We start from the raw sequence: 22,479 nt of genomic DNA, 5'->3' as shown, positions 1-22,479 counted from the left end.
ACCCGTGTCGGGCAGGGCAGCCATGATCTCGTCCCAGACCCCGCAGTTGCGCCAGGTCTTGTAACGGGAGTGGATGCCCTTCCACAGGCCGAACCGCTCGGGCAGCTCCTCCCACAGGCAACCGGTGCGCGCCTTATAGAACATCGCATCGAGCATCACGCGACCGGGGCGCATCCGGTGGTTCGGTGGCTCCCATGCCTTGACGATCGGTTCGACCAGGGCCCATACCTCGTCGCTCAGCTCGTCCGGCACAAGCCGCCCGCTCGCCTTGAACCACTCCGCCATCGAGCACGCCAGGCCGACCCGGGGCTTCGGCACGGGACCGGTGATCGTGACCCGCACGTCGAGCAGCCCGAGGACCTCAGCCTGGTGCGCGGGGTCCATGTCGGCCAGCCGCTCACGGGCGACGGTGGCCAGGGCTGCGAGGTCATGGGCGCGACGCTCGGCGGCCTCGGTCTCCTCAAGCCACGCGGTCGCCTCGTGGCGCATCGCCTGAAGCTGTTCCAGCTCCTCGGTCAGGGCGCGGGTGGCTGCGGTCACGGCAACCGCCGGGAGCCCTGCCTTGGCGTAGTCGGTGACGGTGGTGGTGATGGCCTGCTCGCGCTCGGCAATCTGGCGATCGAGGTCGGCGATGCGGGCAGCGTGATTGGACTCCTGGCCAGCCGTCATGCCGACCCACTCAGCCGCCATCGCCTTGAGGCGTTCCGGGTCACCCAGCAGGTTGACGACCTCACCCCAGACGGCTGCCTCCATCGCGTCGGCGTCGACCATCTTGCACGTGCAGACCGAGTCGCCCGGGTACTTCGAGGCGAGACCGGAACAGCGGTACCAGCGCCCGGCGCGACCCGAGCGCTTCATGCCGACGTGATGGGCGTTGCAGCCGGTGTGCTCGTTGAACAGTCGCTTCGACAGCGGGTAGGGCTGCGGCTTCGGCTTGCCCGCACCCTTGGAGGTCTGGCCGAGTCCGGCGGCGAGGGCGGCCAGCTCGCTCGGCGTAAAGATCGGGTCCAGCTTGATGACGACGGTCTTGCCGTGCTTGGCCGTGCCGTCCTTATTAAGAGCCGCGCCGTGTCCGGCGTGCACGCGGTTCGGATTCCGGAAGGTGACGGTCGCGCTCACGGTCGCTTCGTTGGTGAGCTTGGCGCGAAGGTTGGAGTGTGACCAGGGCTTGCCCGATCGGGTGACCATGCCCAGCGTGTTGAGCCGGGCGGCCATCTCGCGCCCGTTCAGCCCCTCCTCTACAACCATCTTCCAAGCCGCCTTGAGGATGGCGGCCTCATGCTCGTCGATGACCAGGAAGGAGCCGCGCTTGCCCTTGCCCTCGATGCGGTAGCCGTACGGGGGCGCGCCGCCGGGCCACCCGCCCGCCTCAGCCTTCTTCTGCAATCCGCCTTGGGTGCGCTCGCGGATGAGGTTGTACTCCATCTCCGCGATGGCCGCGTACTGCTGCAACATGAACTTGCCGTGCGTGGTCGTGGTGTCGATCTCCTGGGTGACCGACACGATGGCGGTCTCAAGGTCTTCGAGCTGCCAGATCCACCGCCAGAAGGCGCGACCGGTGCGGCCGACGCGGTCGAACTTGTGGACCACGACCACGTCAATGAGTCCGGCCTTCACGTCGGCCATCAGCCGGTCGAAGCCGGGGCGCTTGGTCAGCGAGCCGCTGACGCCCTCGTCCTTATAGATGTCGTGCAGCCGCCAGCTCTTGCGCTCGACGTACGCCCGGCAGGCGTCGTCCTGGACATCGAGGCCGTAGCCACGCGTCTGCTCCTCGGTGCTGACCCGCTCCAGGATGGCGGCTCGCATGTCTTGCTGGTTCACGTTGGGGCTCCTCATGGGAGCCGGGCGGCCCGTGCCGACCGCCCGGCGGGACGGGTCGGTCAGGCGGCCTGGAACTTGAGGGTGCGACGCTCCTTGCCCTTCACCTCGTAGACGAAGTGGTCGCCGTCCATGTGGCCGGTGAAGGTCGCGCGGCCGACCTTGGCCGTGACCTTCTTCGGGGCCTTGGCCTTGGGGGCGGCCTTACGGGCTGCGCGCTCCTCGGCCTTGCGCGCCTTCTCGACGGCCTTCTCCTCCGCGCGCTTCACCCCGGCGGCGACCATGTGGCCGAAGGCGTAGCGGGCGGCGTGCTGCTCGGCGCTGGCGCTGGTGGCCACCCCGCCCTCGTTGCGGCGGATGTCGTGACCGGCCGCGCCGTGCTTGATGAGGAAGGACTTCAGCTTGGCGTCGTGTCCGGGAGCGAACTGGCGCTTGGTCGTGGCCGTGCAGCCGGTGTCGAAGACCTCGTAGTCGCCGGACTCCAGGTCGGCGTCCGTCAGGTCCGCCGGGAGGGCGTCGTACGCGGCGCACTCGCAGGGGTGCAGCTCGTCAGCGGTGGTCTTCTTGGCGGTGGTGTTGGCGGCCATTTCGCGCTCCCTGAATTCCGAATTCCCCCCGGCGGAATTGCCGAGAATTCAAGGAAATCACGGGATTTGCGCGCAGCACAATTCCTGAAATTTAGCCGAATCTAAAGAGGTGGGCGGAATGGGCGTGACCGCACCTATTCACGCACCACCAATCACGGGCCGTAGCAATAACTCGGCGTGATTGTGACTGTGACTGTGACCGGGCGGGGACACCCCCCTGCGGCGCTCCGTGGCCGGTGGGAGGGGGTGCCCGGGTGTGACTGTGGCAGGTCACAGTCACAGTCACACTCACCGGCCGTAGTGGTCGCGGTTACGCTCGACGTCCCACAACTGCTCGTTGCGGCGCGGGTTGCGAATTCGCTTGATGTCGTCAGCGTGGTAGTTCTCGAACGCGGGCTTGAGGTCTTCGGCCGACTGCGCGACCATGCGAATTTCCGCGTGGATCGCCTTGATCTTGTCGACGATCGCAGGGTCCATGGGGGTGTCACCCTCCTGCACCTGGCGGGTCATGTGGTAAATCGCCTTGGCCAGGTTCTGGAGGAATTCGGGCAGGCTGGCGAAGTCCTGGCCGATCTCCATCATGCCCTCGGGGTTGTACATCAGCGCCGAGCCGACCATCTCCCTGGACGCCTCGATCATTTGTGCCTGTGCCATGTCGACTCCTTCTGTCACGACTCGTGATGATCAATTACGGGAAGTAAGGCCGGCGAAGGGTTGAGGGTTGACCTCGCGCGAGGGCGTTGGGGCCACTCGCCGCCGCCGATCCCCTGTGTTGACGTCGGGGGTTTGGGGGGATCTGGCTTGCGTGGTCGTCAAGGTCGACAGATCCCGGCTTGCTGGATCGTCAAGGTTGGGGCGGATCTGGCTTGCTGGATCGTCAAGGTGGGCCGGATCGGGTCGGGATCTCGGCCGGACCTCAACGCCCGGATGTCGATCCGGAGTTGCGTGGTCGTCAAGGTCCGGGGGTCTCGCTGGCCGATCCGCCCCGACCTCCGGCGGACCGAGGAGCGTCACCCGGAAGAGGAGGGCTGACGCCCGTTCCGCACACCGCTCTGGCTGCGGCTCCCGGCGGCTCTCCCCCGGGCTCTCGTGCGCCAGCCGGGCCCGTGGGCTCCCGGCGGGACGGGAGGCCCTCCGCACCCCCGTCCCGCCCCGGGACGACTACGCCCGGCCGCGCACCCGGCTGGCCGGGCGGCTCTCGTCCACGATCTCGGTGCGTCCGCCCTCGTAGGTCCGGATCAGCTCGCGGGTCACCGGGTCGCGGTGCTCGCTGTAGGACTTGGCCGCCTGCCCGGCGTGCAGGTTCGCGACCCCGATCCCGGCGGCCTTGCGGATCTCGGCCGCGTCCTTCTCGGACATCGAGCCGTCACCCTGGACCGACTGGCCCCGGATCACGGCCGAGTCCTGCGGACCCCGCTCGTCCCGGTAGTGGAAGCTGCCGGGTGCCCCGGGGCGCATGGCCCGGATCTCGTCCACGCTCGGGCCGTCCGGGGTCACCGGGCCCTGCACGATCTCGCCGAAGTTACGGTTCGTCATTTTGGTTCGCCTCCTGCTTGATGATTTCGGCAGCCTCGGGGCTGTCGAATGGAACGCCGTGCTGCGCCTCGAATCCGTCGACCACCTGGCGCATGGTGTCGCGCAGGTCGATCAGGAAGTCCTTGGCCTCTTCGATCTCTTCCTGTTCGGAGATCTCAGGGGTCATGCGCTGGGCGGCCTGGGTTAGATCACCGATCGCCTTTGCGGCGAACGCGAAATCGCGGTGCGTCGTGGCCATCCGCAGCAGCCCCCGCGCCGACGTGATGTCCTCGACCAGCCCCAGGGCGATTCCGGCTTGACGTGCCTTCAGCTCAGCAATTCGGGCCTTCAAGGCCACCTCGGTCTGCGAGCCGTCGAACTCGATTCCATGCGCCGCTGCGATTCGGGAAACTGACGCGGTTGAAATGCCGGTGCGACGTGAAATTTCATTTCGGCCGACACCTTGCTGCGCGAGCACAACAACCATTTCCGCGCGAGGGTGTACTGGGACCTGCGCGTCCGCTTCCGCCAATTCCTTGCCGATGTTTTCCGGCGCTTCACCCTCGAACTTAGGCATCTCGCGGCTCCCCGTAGGCCATGACCCACTTCGCCGCGCGCTCGACCACATCGAACTGCGCCGAGTTGGTTGCCCGATTGGTCATCTCCACCAGCTCCAGCAGTGCGGCCACCTTGGCGGCGTCCAGCTCCGTTCCCCGGAACACCTCCAGGACCCGAATTCCAGGCGGAATGCGCTCGTGGTTGATGACGGGCTTCACGCCGTTTCCGGAAATCCGCCAGCCGGTCACCCGGACGTAAACTCCGCCGCGCTTCTTGTGAAGCCCGACCGCCCAAGTCGGTTCTTCGGTCGGCACGATCACGATTCCTCCTCCGGGAAAGCCCTCTGCACCAGAACGTGAACCAAGAATGGGCGAACCTTTCCGCCCTCCCTCATGACCTGTACGGTCGGCAGGCCGTTTCGCTTATGGGGCCGTGTCGCGAGCGTCCGCCCGTTGGCCTGGACTCCCCAGCTCCGTACCTCTCCGAAGTTCGAGACCTCGTAGATCGGATTGAAGCCGGGGATCTTGCGCCATTCCTCGGTGATGACTCGCTGGCTCACGCGGACCCTCCAGTTTTGGACCACGTGGCCACCTGCGCCCACGCCTCGTCACGGCTCATCCGGCGCAGCGCACCGACGTTTTCGGGGCTCGTGTCGACACCCCTCAATTCGGTCAGCTCAGCCGTCACGCCCTCGGCGGTGACGGTCCAGCTCTTGACTCGCACGGGAACCTCACCGGTCGGCGTCTTGACCATTGCCCACCAGGGCTCGCCACCCTCCGGCACCACCTCGAATTCGTCGCTCATTCCGTCACCTCCTCCAATTCGCATCCGAGAGCCCTCAGCAGAAGCACCATGTTCACGCCGTTGGGCGCGTACCGGCCGTTTTCCCAGTAGCTGATGTAGAGGCCGCTGATGGTGCCCATACGGGCGGCCACCTGCGCTTGCGTCAACTTTCGACTACTGCGAACTTCCTTGAGCTTCTGACCTGAGAACACCGGGCTTGTTTTCGCCCTGTCCATACTCCAATTAAAGCCCCCACATTTGGGCCTCTGAAATACCCATCCGGGGTTGCTCTCAACGCAAATAGACAGGGGTCTTCCGTGGTGCTTTTCTGGTGGGGATGTCGGACGAGTGCGGGCCATTCTTCCGACCGCCTGAGGGGGCACGCGCCCAACCGGAGTGATGGCCCGGTTGGGCCTCCCCCCGCTCCAGCTCGGAGCCCTGACGGGACGTTCCGAGATGAGGCCAAGCGCGTTGCCTTCCCCCCACGACAAGACCCCCACCACGCACCCCAGAAGGCGTGGACTGGGGGTCGCGTCATGTTGGCGGCAAGGTTCCCGCCGGCCTTACTCGTCGTGATTGGCTGTCACGAGTCGTCATGGCGGCCCACCTGGGCTTTCTCCGGGGCCACCTGCCGCCGCGCCCTGGTGTCGTCCCGGCCTCCGGCGGTATCTCCCGGGGCCTCGCCCTGTGCCTGCGGCCCTCGTGCCCGGGGCGGATCTCCCTGGCCTCACGTGGGTCTTCTCCGACCTCGGCCCTCTCGACCTGGCCCGGTGGGGTGGTGGGGGGATGGTGGGGGGTGGTGGGGGTCTCTGCACTCCTCCCAACAACCGGACTTCTCGTCTTCTCCAGACCCCCCACCAGATCCCACCAATCCCACCAGAGGGATACTCCGTGGCCGGTCAGAGGGGGTGGGGGCCGGGTTGGATATCCCACCAGACCCCCCACCAGAAATCCCACCAGGCTATTTCTCGGCCTTCTCGACCCAGTAGGTGTTGGACCCGGAACGCTTGGCCGACCTCATCACGAGGCTGTTCGACCAAACCTTGTCGATCTTGCCCGCGAGGATGTCACCGGCCTTCCGAACATCCTGGAAGTCATTCGCGTTCGTCGGCAGCATGAACGACCCGTCCCAACCGTCCTGCTCGCCGTTGTCGATGTGGTCCTTCATGAGCTGGCTGACCTTCAGCCGCTTGGTGTCGTACTTCGTGAACCACGCCGACAGGAACGGCACCCAGTGGTCGGCCTCGGCGCTCGCGCCCGGGTCGTAGTTGTCCATGAACCCCTCGATGCCGAGGAAGTCCAGGAATCCGGCGGTCGGCCGCGACCACCAACCGTACGAACCGCGCATCGCCGGAGTGGCCTCGTCGGCACCGGCCACGACCCACGCGCGCCACAGGACTAGGCAGCACCAAATGAACTTGGCGCGGTTCCGGCGGTTGCGCTTGAAGAACGATTCGAGGTCGCCGAGGGCGAAGTGGTCCCGCATCGCCGGATTAGCCATCTTGGCGTCAAGCCTGATGTCGAAGAACCGTCGCCGGTTGTCGTCGCTCAACCGGGTGCCGTTTCCGGTGAGCACCCAGAACACGTCATTGATCATCCGAATGTTCTTCGTCTGACCGAGGAGACGAGCGTCCGGGGTTCCGCTGGTGAGGAAGTTCGCCAGCGTCGTGTTCTTGACCATGTAGCCGTCCGGAACGTTGTCCAGGATGACCACCGCGCCGCTCTTGTTGTAGAGCGAGGAAATGACCGTCTTGGAAAGCTCGGTCTCGTCGGGTCGGTAGTCGGTCATCGTGCCGCCGGACGTCCACCTGACGACGTTGGCCAGGTAGGACTTTCCGGTGCCCTGCGAACCAGCCGTGATGTTCGCGCCCGGAGTCGGCTGCACTCCCCCGTCACTGGCACCTTCGAGGAAGCGGCGACCAACGGCGTGGGTGGCGTAGGCGAAGGCGTTCGCCCGGTCGGCCTGAGTGGCGTACGGGAAGCCGCCCAAGACCTGGTTGTAAACGAAGTCGAAGGCACGATCGACCTCGTCACGCGTCGGCCGCTCCGGCACCTCGTCGAACTCGCACATCGGGTCGAAGTACATGCCGCTGTCGGCGTCGTATCCGGCCTCGTTGAGGACCGTGCCGTCAATGCGCAGGATCGGCACGCGGGTGATGCCCCGAAGCGGCGGGACACCCGGCCACGACCTGTTGCCGAGGACCGTCCGCAAGGTCTCCTGCCGGGGCTGCTTCGGGCGCATCTTGTATTCGCCCGTGACCTCGTCCTTGATCTCCTGGTAGAAGAAGATGTGATCGGCGACCTCGTTACCGAAGGCGTCATTCGTGAAAGGCGCGACCGCCTTCTGTGACTCGCCCTGCGGCAACTCGACGTTGCCGAAATCGTCGTACAGCTTGACCAGTTGGCCGTTCTGTACGTACACGTCGGGGATGGCTCCGGAGTTGAGGGCGGTCCGGAGATTGCGGATATTGGATGCTCCGTCCTTCAACTGGATCGGATACCCCCATTCGGGATTGACGGGCTCGCGCGACTCGGCCGAGGGCTTGTCCTGCTCGCGGTCCCAGATCGAATCGGCGGTCTTCATGAAACTTCCCTTGTCGTGAGGCACCTCGGATTCGCTGTCGATCTCACGCAGCTCGGCAACGTAGGCGGCGTGGTCGGTGTGCTTCCGGGCGAGGTGTCCGGCGACCTGGGCCAGCCAGCCGTTACCCCGGGCGGGGTCGTCCGGCGGCACGGCGCGCAGCTCCGCCAGGGTGGCCGTGCGAGGGCGGCCAGCGGAGGGCCGGGACGGGGTACGGGAGCGCACGGAGGAGGGGGCCGGGTACTGGGCGGCCCCTGGATCTCCGAGAGCCACGGAGGGGCCACGACGGGCTCAGCCGCGCTGACCACCTCGTAACGCCGTCCGTCGATCACGGAGCCGGGCGCGACGATCAGCGAGCCCCTACCGGTCTTGATGTCGATGCCGGGGTACCGGCTCGGGTCGAGCGGCGCGCTCTTGAGAAGCCGGTCCGGGTCGGCCCGGTAGATGAACTGGAGGCTGTCCGGACCTGACGCGGTGTGGTGCGTCCGGGTGGCCGGAAGCTCGTACTCGGCCGTCAGCTTCTCCAGGGACGCGGTGCCGCCGTTCTTCGGGTCCACGTCCACGACGGCCCAGCCGTCCAGGGTCAGCGCGATGTTCTGCCAGCCGCTCGGTGTAATCGACCTCCAATAGATCTCGACGTCTTCAGCGGTGGTGAGCGCTTCGTCAGGCCAGTGCCTGATGACGGGCCTCTTGGAGTTGGTCGGCATGGGCACGACGCCAAAGCCGAGATCGGCGAAGAGCGCGGCCCGGTCGGTGTCGTACTCGGGCACTTCAAGCGCGGATTGCGCAGGAGCCAAATCCCGTGTTTCCGTGGTGGTGTTGGTCATCTGGAGGACCACTTTCTTGTTGGAGCCCCCGGGGTTGGTTTGGTCGGCCGCCCGGGGGCTCAGGCATGTTCGGGGGTGGGTTACTTCGGCTGCTGCTTGCCGAAGAGGAGACGGAGGAGCCGCTTGCGCTCGGACTCCGTCATGGGGCGCGCGTCCTTGAGGTCCATCAGGCCGACACCAGTTCTCGGGCCGGGCCGGTGACGAAGGCGTCCATGGGCGCGTTGAGCGTGTCGGCGATGGCGGCCAGCACGTCGACCGGCGGGGTCGAGCGGCCGTTCTCGTACATCGACACGGACGTGAAGCTGCGACCGAGCGCAGCGGCCAACTGAACCTGGGTGACGCCACGGTCGCGCCGGATCTGGCGCAGGGCGTCAGGGCTGAATGTGCGTGCAGGCATGGCAGTTCCCCGTCAGGGACTGTTCGCACTTCGGTGAGTGGCAGGTATGGCCCCGCCGACGCGGTCCACCCCCGCGAGCCGTCACGTTGCGGCTTCGCTCCTAGGCTTCTCCCCGCTCCCCGGTTGCAATCACCCGCCAGCAAGGCGGGGGCCGGACGGCTATGAGCCCGTTCTGATACCAGGAGAGCACGGGATTTCAGGCCCGTACAAGTGCTGCCAGGGCTTGCGGTTGGCGCAAGTAGCTGGAGGGTCGGCGACCCCCTGAGCGCCAGTAACGAGAAGTATTGAGATCAATCACGGGAAGTTAGGCCGGCGAGCACCTGGGGTCTCAACATGACGCCCGGCCTCCGGCGCTCCGGCCTGCGGGCACGGGCATACCCAGCGGCGGCCTCCCGTGGGGTCTCCGGCGGCCTGGAGTCCCCGCCCGGGGCGTCTGGCCGTAGATCTCCGCACGAGGCCCCCGGAGATACCGTCCCGGGCCTCGGGCCTGGAGACCCGGCCAACCCCGCTCACCTCAGGTAGAGTTGAGACATTCCCGCCTAAGGAACGCGCGGTCTGAAGTCCGACGTCTTCAGAAGGTCATGGGGTTGCCCCAGACCGACCGCGAACTTTCCCGACTCAAGTAGGTGTTGCAGGGTCACCGCAAGCGGTCCTGACCCATCCGGCTTCTGAGTCCCTGTACGTCGGCATGGCCTCAGCTTGATCACACGTGTCTCACGTGGTGGTCGGGCTGAGGTCTGCGCACTGCGCACCGACGGTCCGATCACCGGAAAGGTACTCGGACCGTTGAATCTCCCTCTCGGCGTCAAGGTGCTCGTGGTCGTCATCTGCGTCTTGACTTCCGTCATAGTCGGCATCGTGGCCGGGCTGCTCAAGCACGCCCCCGCGACTCCCAAGGCACCGGCCATCCTCTTCGGCGGGGGCGCGTTCGGGGGCTCGCTGACCCTGTGCCTGCTCGTGATGTCGACGCTCGGCGTGCTGTGAACGCGCGGAAGCCCCGGAGAGCCATCGTGGTCTCCGGGGCTCCGACGCGTTAACCGGCGGGGACGAGGCGGAACAGCCGGGGCACCCCTGCGCCGACGTACACGCCGTGCGGGCTGGCGATGGTCTCGACCCAGAAAGTCTCCGGGTGGTCCTTCAGGAACTTCTCAAGTTCATGGGACAGGTCGTCGTCCCAGCTTCCGCCCTTGGGCGGGAAGTACTCCCGCTTGCCGTCGAGCCGCAGGACGCGATGCCACCTGTCGCCGATCCACATTTCGATGTGTAAGAGCCGCATGGTGACCAGACTCCCCCAACCCGAGCCATGGGGAGACGAGATCCTGCACGTTGAGGTTGAGCCGGCCTTCTACGCGTCGGCGACGAAGGTGCCCAAGCCCAGCTCGGTGCGCACCTGGCCGGTGTCGCGCAGGTGCGCCAACGCCTTCTGAGCGGTGCTGGCCGCGATGCCGAACTCCGCGCTCAGCTCGACGATGCCGGGCACCCGGCTGCCCGGCGGGTAGGTCCCGGCGGCGATCCGGCCGCTGATGACCTCGGCCACCTGACGCCAGACCGGACGTGAACGGTCAAGATCGGCACTCATTCCTCGACCGTACGATCACGCGGTATGCCGCGCTACCGCAGTCTTACGCGATAACGCGGTATCGCAGTACACTGCGATACCGCGATACCTGCTGGTCAGGACGACGAGGGGGCTGCAATGGCCGGGTTAAGCATTCGGGTCTACCACTACGACGCCGACACCAAGGAGATGCGCGAGGTCAGCGCACGGGAGTGGTCGGTCGACTCCATGCCGAACCTGCCGCTGATCGACGCCCGGTGGCCCCTCTGTCAGTGCCGCCGCTGCCAGGGCGACGGCACCCCCGAGCGCCGCTGACCTGACCGGTGATCAGTACCGCTCCAACGCAATTAAGTTGGGGCGTTGTTGGCCTTGCCACGTGACCAACGAGCCTGCGCTATCATCAGTCCCGGAGGGTGATTTTTTGCCCCTTCGCACCTGGGCGACCTGACACTCGGTGTCAGGACCAGGACTATTCGTCAGCTTTGAGCAGCTGGGCACAACGCTTCGCAGCCGTCGTGTCCTCCTGACGTGAGCTGAGCGCAGCTGATGAGTAGCGACAGTGGATATATGACATTGAGAGGGCCGAACAGTAGGCCCATTTGTAAGACCGAGAACATTTGCGTTCACGTCAGCGCAGGTGTCTCGACCCGAACCGAAGGGTTCGGATCGAGGCTGCCTGCGCGCAGACCCACCGATCCGACCCATGACAGGGAAGGTAAGGATCGGTGGACGGCACCGCCATCATCATCATTCTCGCCATCGCTGGCGTGGCTTCCGTGCTGCTCTTTGCGCTCAAGGGGTTGCTGGACCAGGTCCCGGACGTGATCAACTCCGCCGGGAAAGCACGCGACGCGTGGCACCGCTTCAAGAAGCCCGAGGTGCCGCCCCCGGCGGACGACGAGGAGCCGCCCGTGGCGGCGTAGATCAGGTGAGCCCCGTCCGGTCAACTCGACTGAGACGGGGCTCACTTATGCCCGGATTGGGCTGCGATCTTGCCTCGCCCTGACCTAGCATCAAATCTGCGCGTTGGAGTGCAACATCCAACGCGCAGTCGAACACCCTCTGCGGTGCCATTGTGATCTACATCTGTATGGTGTAGGGCGTTCCAATTGGCGCGGGACCGGGGCAGCTTGCTCAGACTTTCACCTGTGCGCGCTGCTCAATCGATGTCGGCTCGCATAGTCGCTTCGAGGGAAACGTTCGATGGGATCTAAGGCAGCAGTACACCGCAACAAAGCCGAGCGCGCCCGCCTCGGTCACTGAGACACCCAGCGTTGCGTCGAGCGTGGGGCTTCTCGGTTCGAGCCACTTCACCGTGGCCGAGCTGACGAATGCCCTGCGCAAGAGACCCGGCTCGGTCACCTGATCTGAAAGGTACCGAAACCGTTGGACGCGGCCGTGACGCTCGCCATCCTTGCCTTCTTCGGCGTGCTGTCGATCCTCCTCTTCGCCCTCCGTGGCTTCCTCGATCAACTCCCCGACGTATTCGCTTCCGCAGGGCGCGCCAGAGACGCTTGGCGCGCCCTGAAGCAAGCTCGAAGCGAGGAAGCACAGCGTGAAGCGCTGCAGCCTGCCCCACCCCCAGCACGCCAGAACGAGCAGCCGCCCGCAGCGGCGTAGGCCCGTCGTGGGGTCTCCGTCGCTCTCCCTGGACACAGAAGACCGCCCCGGGCACCGAGCACCCGGAGCGGTCTTCTGTGCAGCGGGAGGGCCCTCCGGGGGCTCAGGCGGCGATGGCCACCCGGAACCGGATCGGAGCCAGAGCGGCGCCCCCGGAAAGAGGTGTGGGCACCCCCATCGTGAACCTTCCGAGGCGCTCGGCGGCCCGTGCGGTGGCCAGTGAGCCGCTGCGGCAGGCGGCCTCCGCGACGACGGTGCCCCTGGTGAGCGCGGCGATCACTCTGTTGCGCAGGATGAACCGGCTCGGCGTCGGATGATCACCTGGCGGCAATTCCCCGACCACCAGCCCCTGTTCCGCGATCCTGTTGATCAGCGCGGTGTGGCCGCGGGGGTAGGGCCGGTCGACGCCGCAGGCGAGGACGGCGACGGTGGCTCCGCCGGCGGCGAGGGCGCCGCGGTGGGCGGCCCCGTCGATCCCGTACGCACCGCCCGACACGACGACCCACCCCCGCTCGGCGAGCCCCGAGGCCAGCGTCGCCGCCACATGGGCGCCGTACTCGGTGCAGGCGCGCGCCCCCACGACGGCAACCGATCTGAGCGCCCACATCCGCAGGCTGGGCCTCCCCCGCACCCACAGTCCGGTGGGCCGGCCGTCCCCGAGGTCATCGAGCTGGCCGGGCCATTCCGCGTCCCCCGGACAGACGAACCGCACCCCGGCGTCCCGCGCCACCTGGAGATCCCGCTCCGGCGCCGCCCGCCGGGCCCGCCCCAACAGCCCGCCCCACCGCGTCCCGCTCACCCCGGGCAGCGGCTCCCCGCCGTCCCGCAACCGCCGCACCACCTCGCCGACCCCGAACTCCCGCAACCATCGCCCGGCGACCTCGTCCCCGGGTTCGACGACCCGGGCCAGGAAGACCCGGCCCAGCAGCTCCTCGCCCCGGTCGCCTCCCGTGGTCATGTGAGGGCTCCGATGGCCATGGGCACGCCCCGGGGCACTCCGGTGCGCAGTTGCAGGGCGAGGCAGACGTCCGTGGCGTCAGGGCGGTCGTGGCCCACGAGATCCGCGACGGTCCAGGCCACGCGCAGCACCCGGTCGATCCCACGGGCCGTGAGCACGCCCCGCTCCAGGTTGCGCTCGGCCTCGTCCATCGCGCCGGCGGCGGCGTGGAAGCGGCTGCGCAGCTCCCGTCCGGGCACCTCGCTGTTGGTGCGCCAGGGGGTGCCGGCGAGCCGGGCGGCCGCCCGCTCCCGGGCCGCCCGGACCCGCACGGCGACGGTCGCGGTGGACTCGCCCCGGGCTCCGGGCTCGGTGAGCTGGGTGCGAGTGACCGGGTCGACCTCGACCCGCAGGTCGACCCGGTCCAGCAGCGGGCCGGAGAGCCGGGCCTGGTAGCGGCGGATCGCGGACGGCGGGCAGTCGCACAAGGAGTCCCGCTGCGAGAAGCGTCCGCAGGGGCAGGGGTTGGCCGCCAGGATCATGAGGAACCTCGCGGGGAACCTGACCACGCCCGCGCTGCGCGCGATCACCACATGTCCGGACTCCAGGGGCTGCCGCAGGGCATCCAGGGTCTGGCTGCGGAACTCGGGCGCCTCGTCGAGGAACAGCACACCCCGGTGGGCGAGCGACACGGCACCGGGCCGTGCGATGCCCTGGCCGCCGCCGACGAGTGACTGCATCGTGGCCGAGTGGTGCGGGGCGCAGTAGGGCGCGGCATCGATGAGCGGTTTGCCCGGGGGCAGCAGCCCGGCCACCGAGTGGACCGCCGTGACCTCCAGCGAGTCCTCCCGGGCGAGCCGGGGAAGCACGGCGGGCAGGCGCTCGGCGAGCATGGTCTTGCCGGCGCCCGGCGGGCCTTCGAGGAACAGATGGTGCCCGCCCGCGGCGGCCACCTCCAGAGCCGTACGCGCCGAGATCTGGCCCACGACATCGGACAGGTCGTGGTCCTCTTCGTACTGCGCGGCGCCGACGCCGCGCATGCCGGTGGCCGCGCTGGTGCCCGGCACCCGCAGGCCGGCCAGCAGGGGATCCGGGCGTCCCTGGTCGTCCGGCTCCTCCTCCGGCACGGGCTCGTCCGTCAGCACGGCGATCAGCTGCCGCAGGCTGCGGATGCCGAGCACCGACACACCCGGGACCAGCGAGGCCTCGGCGGCGGCGCACTCCGGCACGACCACCTGCTCGTAGCCCGCGTCGGCGGCCGCCAGAACCGCGGGCAGGATGCCCCGCACCGGCCGCACCCGGCCGTCGAGTCCGAGTTCTCCGAACATGACGATGTCGGCGAGGACCCGCGGATCGATCCGCTCGGCGGCGCCGAGCACCGCGCAGGCGACGGCCAGATCGAATCCGGAGCCGGCCTTGGGCACGGACGCCGGGCTGAGTCCGACGGTGAGCTTCTTCTGCGGCCACTCACCGCCCGAGTTCACCACCGCCGCCCGAACCCGGTCCCGGCTCTCCGTCAGGCTCTTGTCCGGGAGGCCGACCAGCGTGAAGGCCGCCACCCCGGGTTCCAGGTCGGCCTGGACCTCGACCACCACTCCCTCGACTCCGGCCAGGGCCACGGAGCACGTACGGGCGAATCCCATCTCAGGCCACCCCCCGCGCGTGCTCGACGGAGGGGGCGCCCCGGCGGGGCAGGAGGACACCGACCAGATCGATGCGTACGCCGCCCGGCGGGGCTCCTCCGTGCGTGTGGATCCAGCGTTCGGCCAGGTCAGCAGCCGCCGGGCCTTGTCGGGTGTGACCGCGGCCATGGGGTGCTGGAACGCTCCGCCCCTGCGGGTCTTCACCTCGCAGACGACCAGCGCGTTCCCGTCCCGGGCCACGATGTCGATCTCGCCGGACCGTCCGCAGCGCCAGTTGCGCTCCAGGATGGTCATACCGGCCTCGGACAGCCGCCTTGCGGCCAGGTCCTCGCCGTACCTGCCGAGTCCACTGCGTGCCTTGCTCATGTCGGCACCACCTCCGGCGCCAACCGTCACGCATCAGGCGAGAAGAAGTGGATCTTCGTGGACCACTCGGCGGTTGTGGAAAACTCCCTCACCCGAACGAGGAGGGCGCAGGTCATCAGCCGCCCGGGAGCTCCAGGTCGCTCTTGTTCAGCTCCTCGATATTCACGTCCTTGAACGTAAGGACACGGACCTGCTTCACGAAACGGGCCGGCCGGTACATGTCCCAGACCCAGGCATCCGCCATGGACACCTCGAAGAACACCTCGCCCTGGACCGAGTGCACCTGCATCTCGTAGTCGTTGGTGAGGTAAAAGCGCCGCTCGGTCTCGATCACGTATTTGAACAGACCGACGACGTCTCGGTACTCCCGGTAGAGCTTCAGCTCCATCTCGGTCTCGTACTTCTCGAGGTCCTCGGCGCTCATGGCATGTTCCCCTTCAGCCGTGCGATCCCACCATTGTGCGCCAGTCCGACGACCTCTCAGACGATTTCCGTGTCAAGGGTCAGGGGCCTGGCCGGGGGACCTTCGTCGAGCAGCGTGTGCAGCAGCTCGGCGAGTCTGGTCGGATACACCGTCTCATGTGCCAGGGTCAGTTCCCGACACGTCCACCAGCGCGCTCCGGCGACGCTGCGCCGCTCCAGCTCCGTCAGGCCCAGGGCCGCGGTGACCGTCTGGGTCGTACGGGCCAGGTAGTACCACTCGTCCTGGTCCCAGCGGCGGCCCGCGAACGGGAAGGAGCACCGCCGGCGCCACAGCACGGGACCGAGTTCGACGTCGGTGATACCGGTCTCCTCGGCGAGTTCCCGCAGGGCGGCCTCCTCGCGTGTCTCGGTGCCCTCCAGACCGCCGCCGGGGGTGAACCACCAGTCGTCGGCCGGGTCGTCCGGCTCATGCCCGTGCAGCAGGAGGATGCGGTCCTGAGGGTCGAGCAGGACCACCCGGGCGACTTTGCGCAGGCCGCCCTCGTAGGTGTCCTCGCCGCTCCGCGTGGTCTCAGCGGGCACCGACGGGCTCCGGGCCGGTACGGGTGCGGGAGCGGCCCACCCGCTTGGCGATCGAGCCGTAGGCGCCGCCACCGAGGACCAGGACGGCGCCGACGACGACCATCAGCTCGATGGTCCGGAGCGGGCCCGGCTGGGAGAGGGCGCCCAGGCTCTCGAAGCCGGTCGGACGCTTGAGCATGCCCTTCATGGGCCAGACGACGGCGTCGACACGGGCCGAGACGGCATCACTGGACACCGTGCCACGGGCGGCGTCGGTGAGGTGGGCGGTGGAGTCCAGGGAGCCCTGGCGTTCGTCGCCGAGGAGGAAGAGCCGGCCCTTGGGGACGGTCACGGTCGGGAAGTTCTGGATCTCGGCCAGGCTGCCCTTGGGCAGGTACGGCTCGTCGATCTGCTTCCCGTTGACGGTGAGCTTGCCGTCGGTGCAGCAGGAGACGGTGTCGCCGCCGACCGCGACGACACGCTTGACCACATTGGCGTCGGTGACCCAGCTCTTGTCGCGAAAGACGACCACGTCACCGCGCCGCACGTCGGCGCCGTCGACGCGTTGGGCCAGCACCCGGTTGCCGATGGAGATGGTCGGGCTCATCGAGCTGGTGGGCACGGTGTACGGCAGATAGATCACCGCTCCCCAGACGAACCCTCCGAGGAACAGCACCAGGCCCAGCGCCATGGCCACCCCGGACAGCCGCTGTCCGACCCGGCTGCCGCCGGCCTGTGCCGTGCCTGTGCCCGCCTTGCGCGGGGCCGTACGCGTCGTGCTCTCGCCACCCATGGACCCGCACCCTACCCGGCGGTACCGGGCAGGGGGAGCCCCTCTTTGGCGGCCTTGGCCACTGCTTACGGCTTCTTGGCCTCCGGGCGGTCCGCCCGCCTGCGCCGGTACAGCGCCACCGGCAGGACCGCGGCCACCGCCACGCCCTCGGGCGCCACCGAGAGAGACGCCCCGGCGGAGGACTGCTGGCCGAGGCCGGGCTGGTCGAAGGTGTCCGGGATCGGCAGGGTGCCCCAGCGGTTGATCGGCCAGGCCTTGACGATGGCACGGCCGACGACCTTGTCGACGGGAACCATGCCGTGGTTCTTGTCGGACTGGTTGTAACGGGAGTCGCGGGAGTTCTGGCGGTGGTCGCCCATCACCCAGATGAAGCCCTTGGGGACCTTCACCTTGAACTGGCCGCCCTGGTCGTCCTGGCTGCACGGCGTGTTGCCGGGGTAGACGTACGGCTCGTTCAGCGCCTTGCCGTTGACCATCAGCGGGCCGGTGCCCTTGCACTGGACCGTGTCACCGCCGACCCCGATCACCCGCTTGATCAGGTCCTTCTCCTCCGCGGACGGCATCAGGCCGATCCAGCTGAGCACCTTCTGCACCGGGTTCGGGTTGGGCGCGGGCTCGCCCGCCAGCCAGTTGTCCGGGTCGTGGAAGACGACGACCTCGCCGCGCTCGGGCTCCGAGCCGAACCACGGGGTGAGCTTGTCGACCAGGACACGGTCACCCTGCTGGAGGGTGTTCTGCATCGAGTCGGACGGGATCGAGAACGCCTGCACCAGGAACGTCTTGATCAGCAGCGCCAGGACCAGCGCGATGCCGATCAGGATCGGCAGTTCCTTCCAGAACGAGCGCGGCTTCTTCGGCCGGGATGCAGCCTCGTCCGTGCCTGTGGTCCCGGTCCGGGGCTGCTGCTCCCCCGGCGTGCCGTCGTCGGCCGCCGAGAAGTCGGAGTTCCCAGAGGTCACTGCGTCGTCAGCAGCCGGGACCTGCCCTCCCACGGGGTGCCCGCGGTGCTCCTCGCCGTCGTGTCCCGACCGTGCGCCAACCGCCACATCCCCCACGCCAACTCCTTACTCTGTGCCGCCGCCTGCCCCATCCACGGTGCAGGCCCACCACTCCCATAACGAGCGGGAGTTCCGCAGGGGTCGGGAGTCGGGTCAATGCGTTCGGATCGTCGGAGGCAACCCTATGCGACAGCGGAGGGGCCGCGGTCGACCCCGACACGGAGTTCGCAACGCTTGCGAAGGTTTTAGGTTCGTCGAGGCTGGTCCAGTGGCCGATGGGCCAGCCGATGACCATGGCGCGGCCGACCACCGAGTCCTCGGAGACCGTGCCGCCGTACGGGGTGTTCTGGTGCACGCGGGAGTCCGCGGAGTTGTCCCGGTGGTCGCCCATCACCCACAGGCGGCCCTGGGGCACGGTGATGTCGAACGGGAGCGACGAGGGCTTGTTGCCCGGGTAGAGGTAGTCCCCTTCGGTCAGCGGCACTCCGTTGACGGTGACCCGGCCCTGTGCGTCACAGCACTTGACGTGGTCGCCGCCCACCCCGATCACCCGTTTGATCAGGTCTTTCTCGTTGTCGGAGGGCAGCAGGCCGATGAAGGTGAGGCCTTCCTTGAACTGCTTGACGACGACGGGGTCGTGCTTCTTGGCGGTCTGCTCGTCGGCCAGCCAGCCGCCCGGGTCGTGGAAGACGACGACGTCCCCGCGCTTGGGCTTGGAGCCGAACCACGGGGTGAATTTGTCGACCAGGACGCGGTCGCCGATCCGGATCGTCTGCTCCATGGAGCCCGAGGGGATCACGAACGCCTGGACGAGGAACGTCTTCAGAACCAGCGCTATGAGGACGGCGACTCCGACCAGCAGGGGGATCTCCCGGACGGCCGACCGCCTGCGCTTGCGCTTCACCTTGCGCTGGAGCTTGCGCCGCTCCGCGCGCGTGCGGCCGCCGCCCGGCGCGGAGGCGGTGCGGCGGGTCCCGGTCGGCAGCAGGTTCTCGGCGGGTGTGCTGGGCACACCGCGCGGTTTGCCGCGGTTACCCATGCGCGCCCCCGGGAACGGGCACGCGCGCGTACGCGGCCGGACGGTGCAGCCGGGTGAGATGGGCGTACGGCCAGACGATCCAGTCGGCCCGTCCGACGACCTCGCCGACGGGGATCATGCCACCGCCGGGCGAACCGAGGTGGTCGCGGGAGTCGCTGGAGTCGCTGCGGTGGTCCCCGAGGACGAACAGGCGGCCCGCGGGCACGACGACGTCGAAGGGGACGGTGGACGGGGTGTCCCCGGGATACAGGAACGCCGTCTCGTCGACCGGCCGGCCGTTCACCTGGAGCCTCCCCTCCTTGTCGCAGCAGACCACATGGTCTCCCCCCACCCCTACAACGCGCTTGATGTAGTCGGCGTCCCCGAAATACCCGGTCCCGTCGAAGACAACCACGTCGCCGCGGCGCGGCTGGGCACCGAAACGGTACGCCAACTTATTTACGAGAACGCGGTCGCCGATCCTCAATCCCTGTTCCATGGATCCGCTCGGAATCTGGAACGGTTGCACCACGAAAGCGTTGAGGACCAGCAAAAACGCCAGGCAGGCGAAGAGGGTCAGAGTGATCCTGCCACCCGGCAGCCACTCGGCGAGCCGCGACACCAACGCGAAACGCGACCGGCCCTCCGCACCCGGAGTACCGGGGTGGGAGGAGCGGTCGCGTTCCGTCGGCTGTGCTTCGGTGTCCATCGGAGCCAGATGTTATCCGGCCCCGCTGTGACCCCGGGGAAGCGCTCAGTTCTCGCGCTTCTCCTTGATCTTCGCGGCCTTGCCGCGCAGGTCACGGAGGTAGTACAGCTTGGCGCGGCGCACGTCACCCTTGGTGACCAGCTCGATCTTCTCGACGATCGGGGTGTGCACCGGGAAGGTGCGCTCGACGCCGACGGAGAACGAAACCTTGCGGACCGTGAAGGTCTCGCGGACACCAGAGCCCTGGCGGCGGATCACAACGCCCTTGAACTGCTGCACACGGGAGCGGTTGCCCTCGATGACGCGGACGTGGACGTTGACGGTGTCACCCGGGCGGAAGGCCGGGATGTCGCTGCGCAGCGACGAGGCGTCGACGGAGTCGAGCACGTGAGACATTTCGTCTGCTTTCCTCGCTGATGCCACAGGTCATCAACGGAAACTAGGTGTACAAGAGGTCTGCCGTGCGGGTCGGGGCGGGCGTCGTGTCCCCCTGTGGCAGGGGCGCTTGCCGGACGGGCACACAGCAGCGGCCTATTCTTCCACGGTCTCGGTCCTGCGCCAAAATCGGCCGTACGGCTCCCCCTGCGGGTCAGGGGCCCAGCCCAGGATGGAGAGCATCTCGCGGTCCTTCTTGTCGAAGGCCTTGGGATCGCAGCGCTCGATCAGGTCGGGCCGGTTGCGCGTCGTACGCCTCAGGGCCTCGTCGCGGCGCCAGCGGGCGATCTTCCCGTGGTGCCCGCTGAGCAGCACGTCCGGGATGTCCCGGCCGCGCCAGACGGGCGGCTTGGTGTAGACGGGGCCTTCCAGGAGGCCGGCCATCGCGCCGGGCGCGAAGGAGTCGTCCCGGTGCGACTCGGCGTTGCCGAGGACGCCGGGCAGCAGCCGGGCGACGGCCTCGGTGACGACCAGGACGGCCGCCTCGCCGCCGGCGAGCACATAGTCCCCGATGGAGACCTCGTAGACGGGCATCCGGGTGGCGTACTCGTCCATGACACGCCGGTCGATGCCCTCGTAGCGGGCCGGGGTGAAGATCAGCCAGGGGCGCTCGGAGAGTTCGACCGCCAGTTCCTGGGTGAAGGGGCGGCCGCTCGGGGTGGGCACGATCAGCGCGGGGGTCCGGGCGCCGCTCTCGTAGCCGTCGGCGAGGACCGTGTCCAGGGCATCGCCCCAGGGGTCGGTCTTCATGACCATGCCGGGACCGCCGCCGTACGGCGTGTCGTCGACCGTGTTGTGCCGGTCGTACGTCCACGACCGCAGATCGTGGACCTGCACGTTCAGCCGGCCGCGCGCGCGTGCCTTGCCGACGAGCGAGACGTTCAGGGGTTCCAGGTACTCGGGGAAGATCGTGACGACGTCGAGGCGCATTACGACTCTTCCTCCGACGAGTCCCGGGAGGACGCGATCTCGGCACGGTCGTCGATCAGGCCCGGCGGGGGCGCGACGACCGCCTTCTGCTCCTCCAGGTCGATCTCGGTGACGATCTCCTCCACGAAGGGGATCATCACCTCGCTGCCGTCCGGCCGCTCCACGATGAAGAGGTCCTGGGAGGGCAGGTGCGAGATCTCGGTGATCCGGCCGACCTCAGTGCCGTCCTCGGTCACCACGTCGAGGTCGATGAGCTGATGGTCGTAGTACTCGTCCTCGCCCTCGGGCAGTTCCTCGGGGTCGATCTCGGCGATCAGCAGGGTGTTGCGCAGGGCCTCGGCGGCGTTGCGTTCGCCGACGCCCTCGAAGCGCAGGAGCAGGCGGCCGCTGTGGACGCGGCCGGTGGCGATGGTGAGCGGCCCGGCGGAGGCCGGGTCGGTGGCCAGGACGGCGCCCGGGGCGAGCCGCAGCTCGGGCTCGTCGGTACGTACCTCGACGGTGACCTCGCCCTTGATGCCATGGGCACGGCCGATCCGTGCGACTACCAGCTGCACGTGTCCAAATCTCCTGTCATACGACTGCGGGCCGGGGACGGCCCAGTGGCCCTCCCCGGCCCGAGCCGGTTGCGATGAAGCGTCAGCGGACGTGGTCCACGTCGACGAGGTCGACGCGGACACCGCGGCCGCCGATGGCGCCCACGACGGTACGCAGGGCACGCGCGGTACGGCCGTTTCGGCCGATCACCTTGCCGAGGTCGTCGGGGTGGACCCGGACCTCCAGCACGCGCCCGCGGCGCAGGTCGCGCGAGGCGACCTGCACATCGTCAGGGTTGTCGACGATGCCCTTCACGAGGTGCTCAAGCGCCTCTTCGAGCATGCTGCTCAGGCCTCGGTCGACTCGGACTCAGCCGCAGCCTCGTCCTTCTTCTCAGCCTTCTTCTTCTGGGTGATCGCCTCACCCTTGCCCTCGTCGTCACCGCCGAGCGCCTCGAACGACGGACGCGTGGCCTTCGGCTCGGCGACGAGCAGCGGCGCCGGGGCGGGCTCGCCCTTGAACTTCTGCCAGTCGCCGGTCTTCTTCAGGATGGCGAGGACGGGCTCGGTCGGCTGCGCGCCGACACCCAGCCAGTACGCCACGCGGTCGGCGTCCACCTCGATGACCGACGGGTTGTAGGTCGGGTGGTACTTGCCGATCTCCTCGATGGCCCGGCCGTCACGGCGGGTACGGGAGTCGGCGACGACGATGCGGTAGTGAGGCGAACGGATCTTGCCCAGACGCTTCAGCTTGATCTTGACTGCCACGGGAGTGGATTCTCCTGGATTTGACGTGGTTGGGCACGGCGAGACTGCCGCGTGGGGTTGCGGTACCCGAGTGCCCGATGGACGCGTCAGCCGGAGGAGAGAGGGGTCCTATGCGGCTGTC

The 22,479-nt window shown here is 68.1% G+C and carries 28 protein-coding genes and 3 pseudogenes; 3 read left to right on the top strand and 28 right to left on the bottom strand.

Translation table 11 applies throughout. The annotated features are described in order from the left end of the window. Nucleotides 1–33 precede the first annotated feature (33 nt). The 12 genes and pseudogenes from ACIRU3_RS22190 to ACIRU3_RS22135 form a co-directional block, all read right to left on the bottom strand. Nucleotides 34–1,806 (bottom strand): annotated as a pseudogene (locus ACIRU3_RS22190) (recombinase family protein); the annotation flags it as partial. A 74-nt stretch (nt 1,807–1,880) separates the two neighbouring features. Continuing rightward, a complete protein-coding gene (locus ACIRU3_RS22185) occupies nt 1,881–2,405 on the bottom strand; it encodes a hypothetical protein (protein ID WP_404058700.1) in 525 nt (174 codons plus the stop codon). A 288-nt stretch (nt 2,406–2,693) separates the two neighbouring features. Next, entirely contained in the window at nt 2,694–3,059 is a 366-nt protein-coding gene (locus ACIRU3_RS22180; protein WP_404058698.1) for a hypothetical protein, read from the bottom strand. A gap of 507 nt (nt 3,060–3,566) precedes the next feature. Then, on the bottom strand, nt 3,567–3,941 hold the full coding sequence (locus ACIRU3_RS22175; RefSeq protein WP_404058696.1) for a hypothetical protein: 375 nt from the start codon (nt 3,939–3,941) through the stop codon (nt 3,567–3,569). Then, on the bottom strand, nt 3,928–4,497 hold the full coding sequence (locus tag ACIRU3_RS22170; RefSeq protein ID WP_404058694.1) for a hypothetical protein: 570 nt from the start codon (nt 4,495–4,497) through the stop codon (nt 3,928–3,930). Before ACIRU3_RS22170 ends, ACIRU3_RS22175 begins: the two co-directional genes overlap by 14 nt. Further along, nucleotides 4,490–4,798: a hypothetical protein gene (locus ACIRU3_RS22165; RefSeq protein WP_404058692.1), complete on the bottom strand. Its 309-nt coding sequence runs from the start codon at nt 4,796–4,798 to the stop codon at nt 4,490–4,492. The genes ACIRU3_RS22170 and ACIRU3_RS22165 overlap by 8 nt, the downstream gene beginning before the upstream one ends. Next, entirely contained in the window at nt 4,795–5,037 is a 243-nt protein-coding gene (locus ACIRU3_RS22160; protein WP_404058690.1) for an NUMOD4 domain-containing protein, read from the bottom strand. The genes ACIRU3_RS22165 and ACIRU3_RS22160 overlap by 4 nt, the downstream gene beginning before the upstream one ends. Next, on the bottom strand, nt 5,034–5,282 hold the full coding sequence (locus ACIRU3_RS22155) for a hypothetical protein (RefSeq protein WP_404058688.1): 249 nt from the start codon (nt 5,280–5,282) through the stop codon (nt 5,034–5,036). The genes ACIRU3_RS22160 and ACIRU3_RS22155 overlap by 4 nt, the downstream gene beginning before the upstream one ends. Further along, on the bottom strand, nt 5,279–5,497 hold the full coding sequence (locus ACIRU3_RS22150; protein ID WP_404058686.1) for a helix-turn-helix transcriptional regulator: 219 nt from the start codon (nt 5,495–5,497) through the stop codon (nt 5,279–5,281). The genes ACIRU3_RS22155 and ACIRU3_RS22150 overlap by 4 nt, the downstream gene beginning before the upstream one ends. A 725-nt stretch (nt 5,498–6,222) precedes the next feature. After that, nucleotides 6,223–8,115 carry a primase C-terminal domain-containing protein gene (locus ACIRU3_RS22145; protein WP_404058684.1) on the bottom strand — a complete coding sequence of 631 codons (1,893 nt, stop codon included), beginning with the start codon at nt 8,113–8,115 and terminating at the stop codon, nt 6,223–6,225. 56 nt (nt 8,116–8,171) lie between these two features. Then, nucleotides 8,172–8,549: pseudogene (locus ACIRU3_RS22140) on the bottom strand (bifunctional DNA primase/polymerase); the annotation flags it as partial. Nucleotides 8,550–8,835: 286 nt separating this feature from the next. Further along, nucleotides 8,836–9,066 carry a helix-turn-helix domain-containing protein gene (locus ACIRU3_RS22135; protein WP_404058682.1) on the bottom strand — a complete coding sequence of 77 codons (231 nt, stop codon included), beginning with the start codon at nt 9,064–9,066 and terminating at the stop codon, nt 8,836–8,838. Nucleotides 9,067–9,852: 786 nt separating this feature from the next. Between ACIRU3_RS22135 and ACIRU3_RS22130 the strand changes: the two genes are divergently transcribed. After that, nucleotides 9,853–10,050, top strand: coding sequence for a hypothetical protein (locus tag ACIRU3_RS22130; RefSeq protein WP_404058680.1), 198 nt, complete (start codon nt 9,853–9,855; stop codon nt 10,048–10,050). Nucleotides 10,051–10,099: 49 nt separating this feature from the next. Here ACIRU3_RS22130 and ACIRU3_RS22125 read toward each other — a convergent pair whose 3' ends face one another. Next, a complete protein-coding gene (locus ACIRU3_RS22125; RefSeq protein WP_404058678.1) occupies nt 10,100–10,342 on the bottom strand; it encodes a hypothetical protein in 243 nt (80 codons plus the stop codon). Between the two features lie 69 nt (nt 10,343–10,411). After that, nucleotides 10,412–10,645, bottom strand: coding sequence for a GntR family transcriptional regulator (locus ACIRU3_RS22120; protein ID WP_404058676.1), 234 nt, complete (start codon nt 10,643–10,645; stop codon nt 10,412–10,414). A 117-nt stretch (nt 10,646–10,762) separates the two neighbouring features. Between ACIRU3_RS22120 and ACIRU3_RS22115 the strand changes: the two genes are divergently transcribed. Then, complete coding sequence (locus ACIRU3_RS22115) at nt 10,763–10,939, top strand: hypothetical protein (RefSeq protein WP_404058674.1); 177 nt, start codon at nt 10,763–10,765, stop codon at nt 10,937–10,939. 410 nt (nt 10,940–11,349) lie between these two features. After that, nucleotides 11,350–11,547, top strand: coding sequence for a hypothetical protein (locus ACIRU3_RS22110; RefSeq protein WP_404058672.1), 198 nt, complete (start codon nt 11,350–11,352; stop codon nt 11,545–11,547). A gap of 211 nt (nt 11,548–11,758) precedes the next feature. Here ACIRU3_RS22110 and ACIRU3_RS22105 read toward each other — a convergent pair whose 3' ends face one another. From ACIRU3_RS22105 to rpsP, 14 genes and pseudogenes are all read right to left on the bottom strand, one after another. After that, on the bottom strand, nt 11,759–12,097 hold the full coding sequence (locus ACIRU3_RS22105; RefSeq protein ID WP_404058670.1) for a hypothetical protein: 339 nt from the start codon (nt 12,095–12,097) through the stop codon (nt 11,759–11,761). A 295-nt stretch (nt 12,098–12,392) separates the two neighbouring features. Then, a pseudogene (gene dprA, locus ACIRU3_RS22100) lies at nt 12,393–13,202 on the bottom strand (DNA-processing protein DprA); the annotation flags it as partial. Next, on the bottom strand, nt 13,199–15,190 hold the full coding sequence (locus ACIRU3_RS22095) for a YifB family Mg chelatase-like AAA ATPase (RefSeq protein WP_404058668.1): 1,992 nt from the start codon (nt 15,188–15,190) through the stop codon (nt 13,199–13,201). The gene ACIRU3_RS22095 and the pseudogene dprA, both read right to left, overlap by 4 nt. 115 nt (nt 15,191–15,305) lie before the next feature. After that, nucleotides 15,306–15,614: a DUF2469 domain-containing protein gene (locus ACIRU3_RS22090; RefSeq protein ID WP_003965949.1), complete on the bottom strand. Its 309-nt coding sequence runs from the start codon at nt 15,612–15,614 to the stop codon at nt 15,306–15,308. 56 nt (nt 15,615–15,670) lie between these two features. Then, the gene (locus ACIRU3_RS22085) at nt 15,671–16,195 is read right to left on the bottom strand and encodes an NUDIX hydrolase (protein WP_404058666.1); all 525 of its coding nucleotides are present in this window, start codon (nt 16,193–16,195) and stop codon (nt 15,671–15,673) included. Continuing rightward, the gene (gene lepB, locus ACIRU3_RS22080) at nt 16,185–16,967 is read right to left on the bottom strand and encodes a signal peptidase I (RefSeq protein ID WP_404058664.1); all 783 of its coding nucleotides are present in this window, start codon (nt 16,965–16,967) and stop codon (nt 16,185–16,187) included. Before lepB (ACIRU3_RS22080) ends, ACIRU3_RS22085 begins: the two co-directional genes overlap by 11 nt. 65 nt (nt 16,968–17,032) lie before the next feature. Then, nucleotides 17,033–18,022 carry a signal peptidase I gene (gene lepB / locus ACIRU3_RS22075; protein ID WP_404058662.1) on the bottom strand — a complete coding sequence of 330 codons (990 nt, stop codon included), beginning with the start codon at nt 18,020–18,022 and terminating at the stop codon, nt 17,033–17,035. After that, nucleotides 17,934–19,004: a signal peptidase I gene (gene lepB / locus ACIRU3_RS22070; protein ID WP_404058660.1), complete on the bottom strand. Its 1,071-nt coding sequence runs from the start codon at nt 19,002–19,004 to the stop codon at nt 17,934–17,936. Before lepB (ACIRU3_RS22070) ends, lepB (ACIRU3_RS22075) begins: the two co-directional genes overlap by 89 nt. After that, complete coding sequence (gene lepB, locus ACIRU3_RS22065; RefSeq protein WP_404058658.1) at nt 18,997–19,692, bottom strand: signal peptidase I; 696 nt, start codon at nt 19,690–19,692, stop codon at nt 18,997–18,999. The genes lepB (ACIRU3_RS22070) and lepB (ACIRU3_RS22065) overlap by 8 nt, the downstream gene beginning before the upstream one ends. 45 nt (nt 19,693–19,737) lie before the next feature. Beyond that, nucleotides 19,738–20,088, bottom strand: coding sequence for a 50S ribosomal protein L19 (rplS, locus tag ACIRU3_RS22060; protein WP_404058656.1), 351 nt, complete (start codon nt 20,086–20,088; stop codon nt 19,738–19,740). A gap of 135 nt (nt 20,089–20,223) precedes the next feature. After that, nucleotides 20,224–21,057, bottom strand: a complete 834-nt coding sequence (trmD, locus tag ACIRU3_RS22055) for a tRNA (guanosine(37)-N1)-methyltransferase TrmD (RefSeq protein ID WP_404058654.1) — start codon at nt 21,055–21,057, stop codon at nt 20,224–20,226. After that, a complete protein-coding gene (rimM, locus tag ACIRU3_RS22050; protein ID WP_404058652.1) occupies nt 21,057–21,611 on the bottom strand; it encodes a ribosome maturation factor RimM in 555 nt (184 codons plus the stop codon). Before rimM ends, trmD begins: the two co-directional genes overlap by 1 nt. Before the next feature lie 82 nt (nt 21,612–21,693). After that, nucleotides 21,694–21,933 (bottom strand): RNA-binding protein, encoded by a 240-nt coding sequence (locus ACIRU3_RS22045; protein WP_005479813.1) that lies wholly within the window; start codon nt 21,931–21,933, stop codon nt 21,694–21,696. A 5-nt stretch (nt 21,934–21,938) separates the two neighbouring features. After that, nucleotides 21,939–22,358: a 30S ribosomal protein S16 gene (gene rpsP, locus ACIRU3_RS22040; protein WP_020942484.1), complete on the bottom strand. Its 420-nt coding sequence runs from the start codon at nt 22,356–22,358 to the stop codon at nt 21,939–21,941. Nucleotides 22,359–22,479 lie beyond the last annotated feature (121 nt).

It is taken from the genome of Streptomyces sp. NPDC101151, from assembly GCF_044768335.1.
Lineage (GTDB): Bacteria > Actinomycetota > Actinomycetes > Streptomycetales > Streptomycetaceae > Streptomyces.
This window is presented reverse-complemented; position numbering and strand designations above follow the sequence as displayed.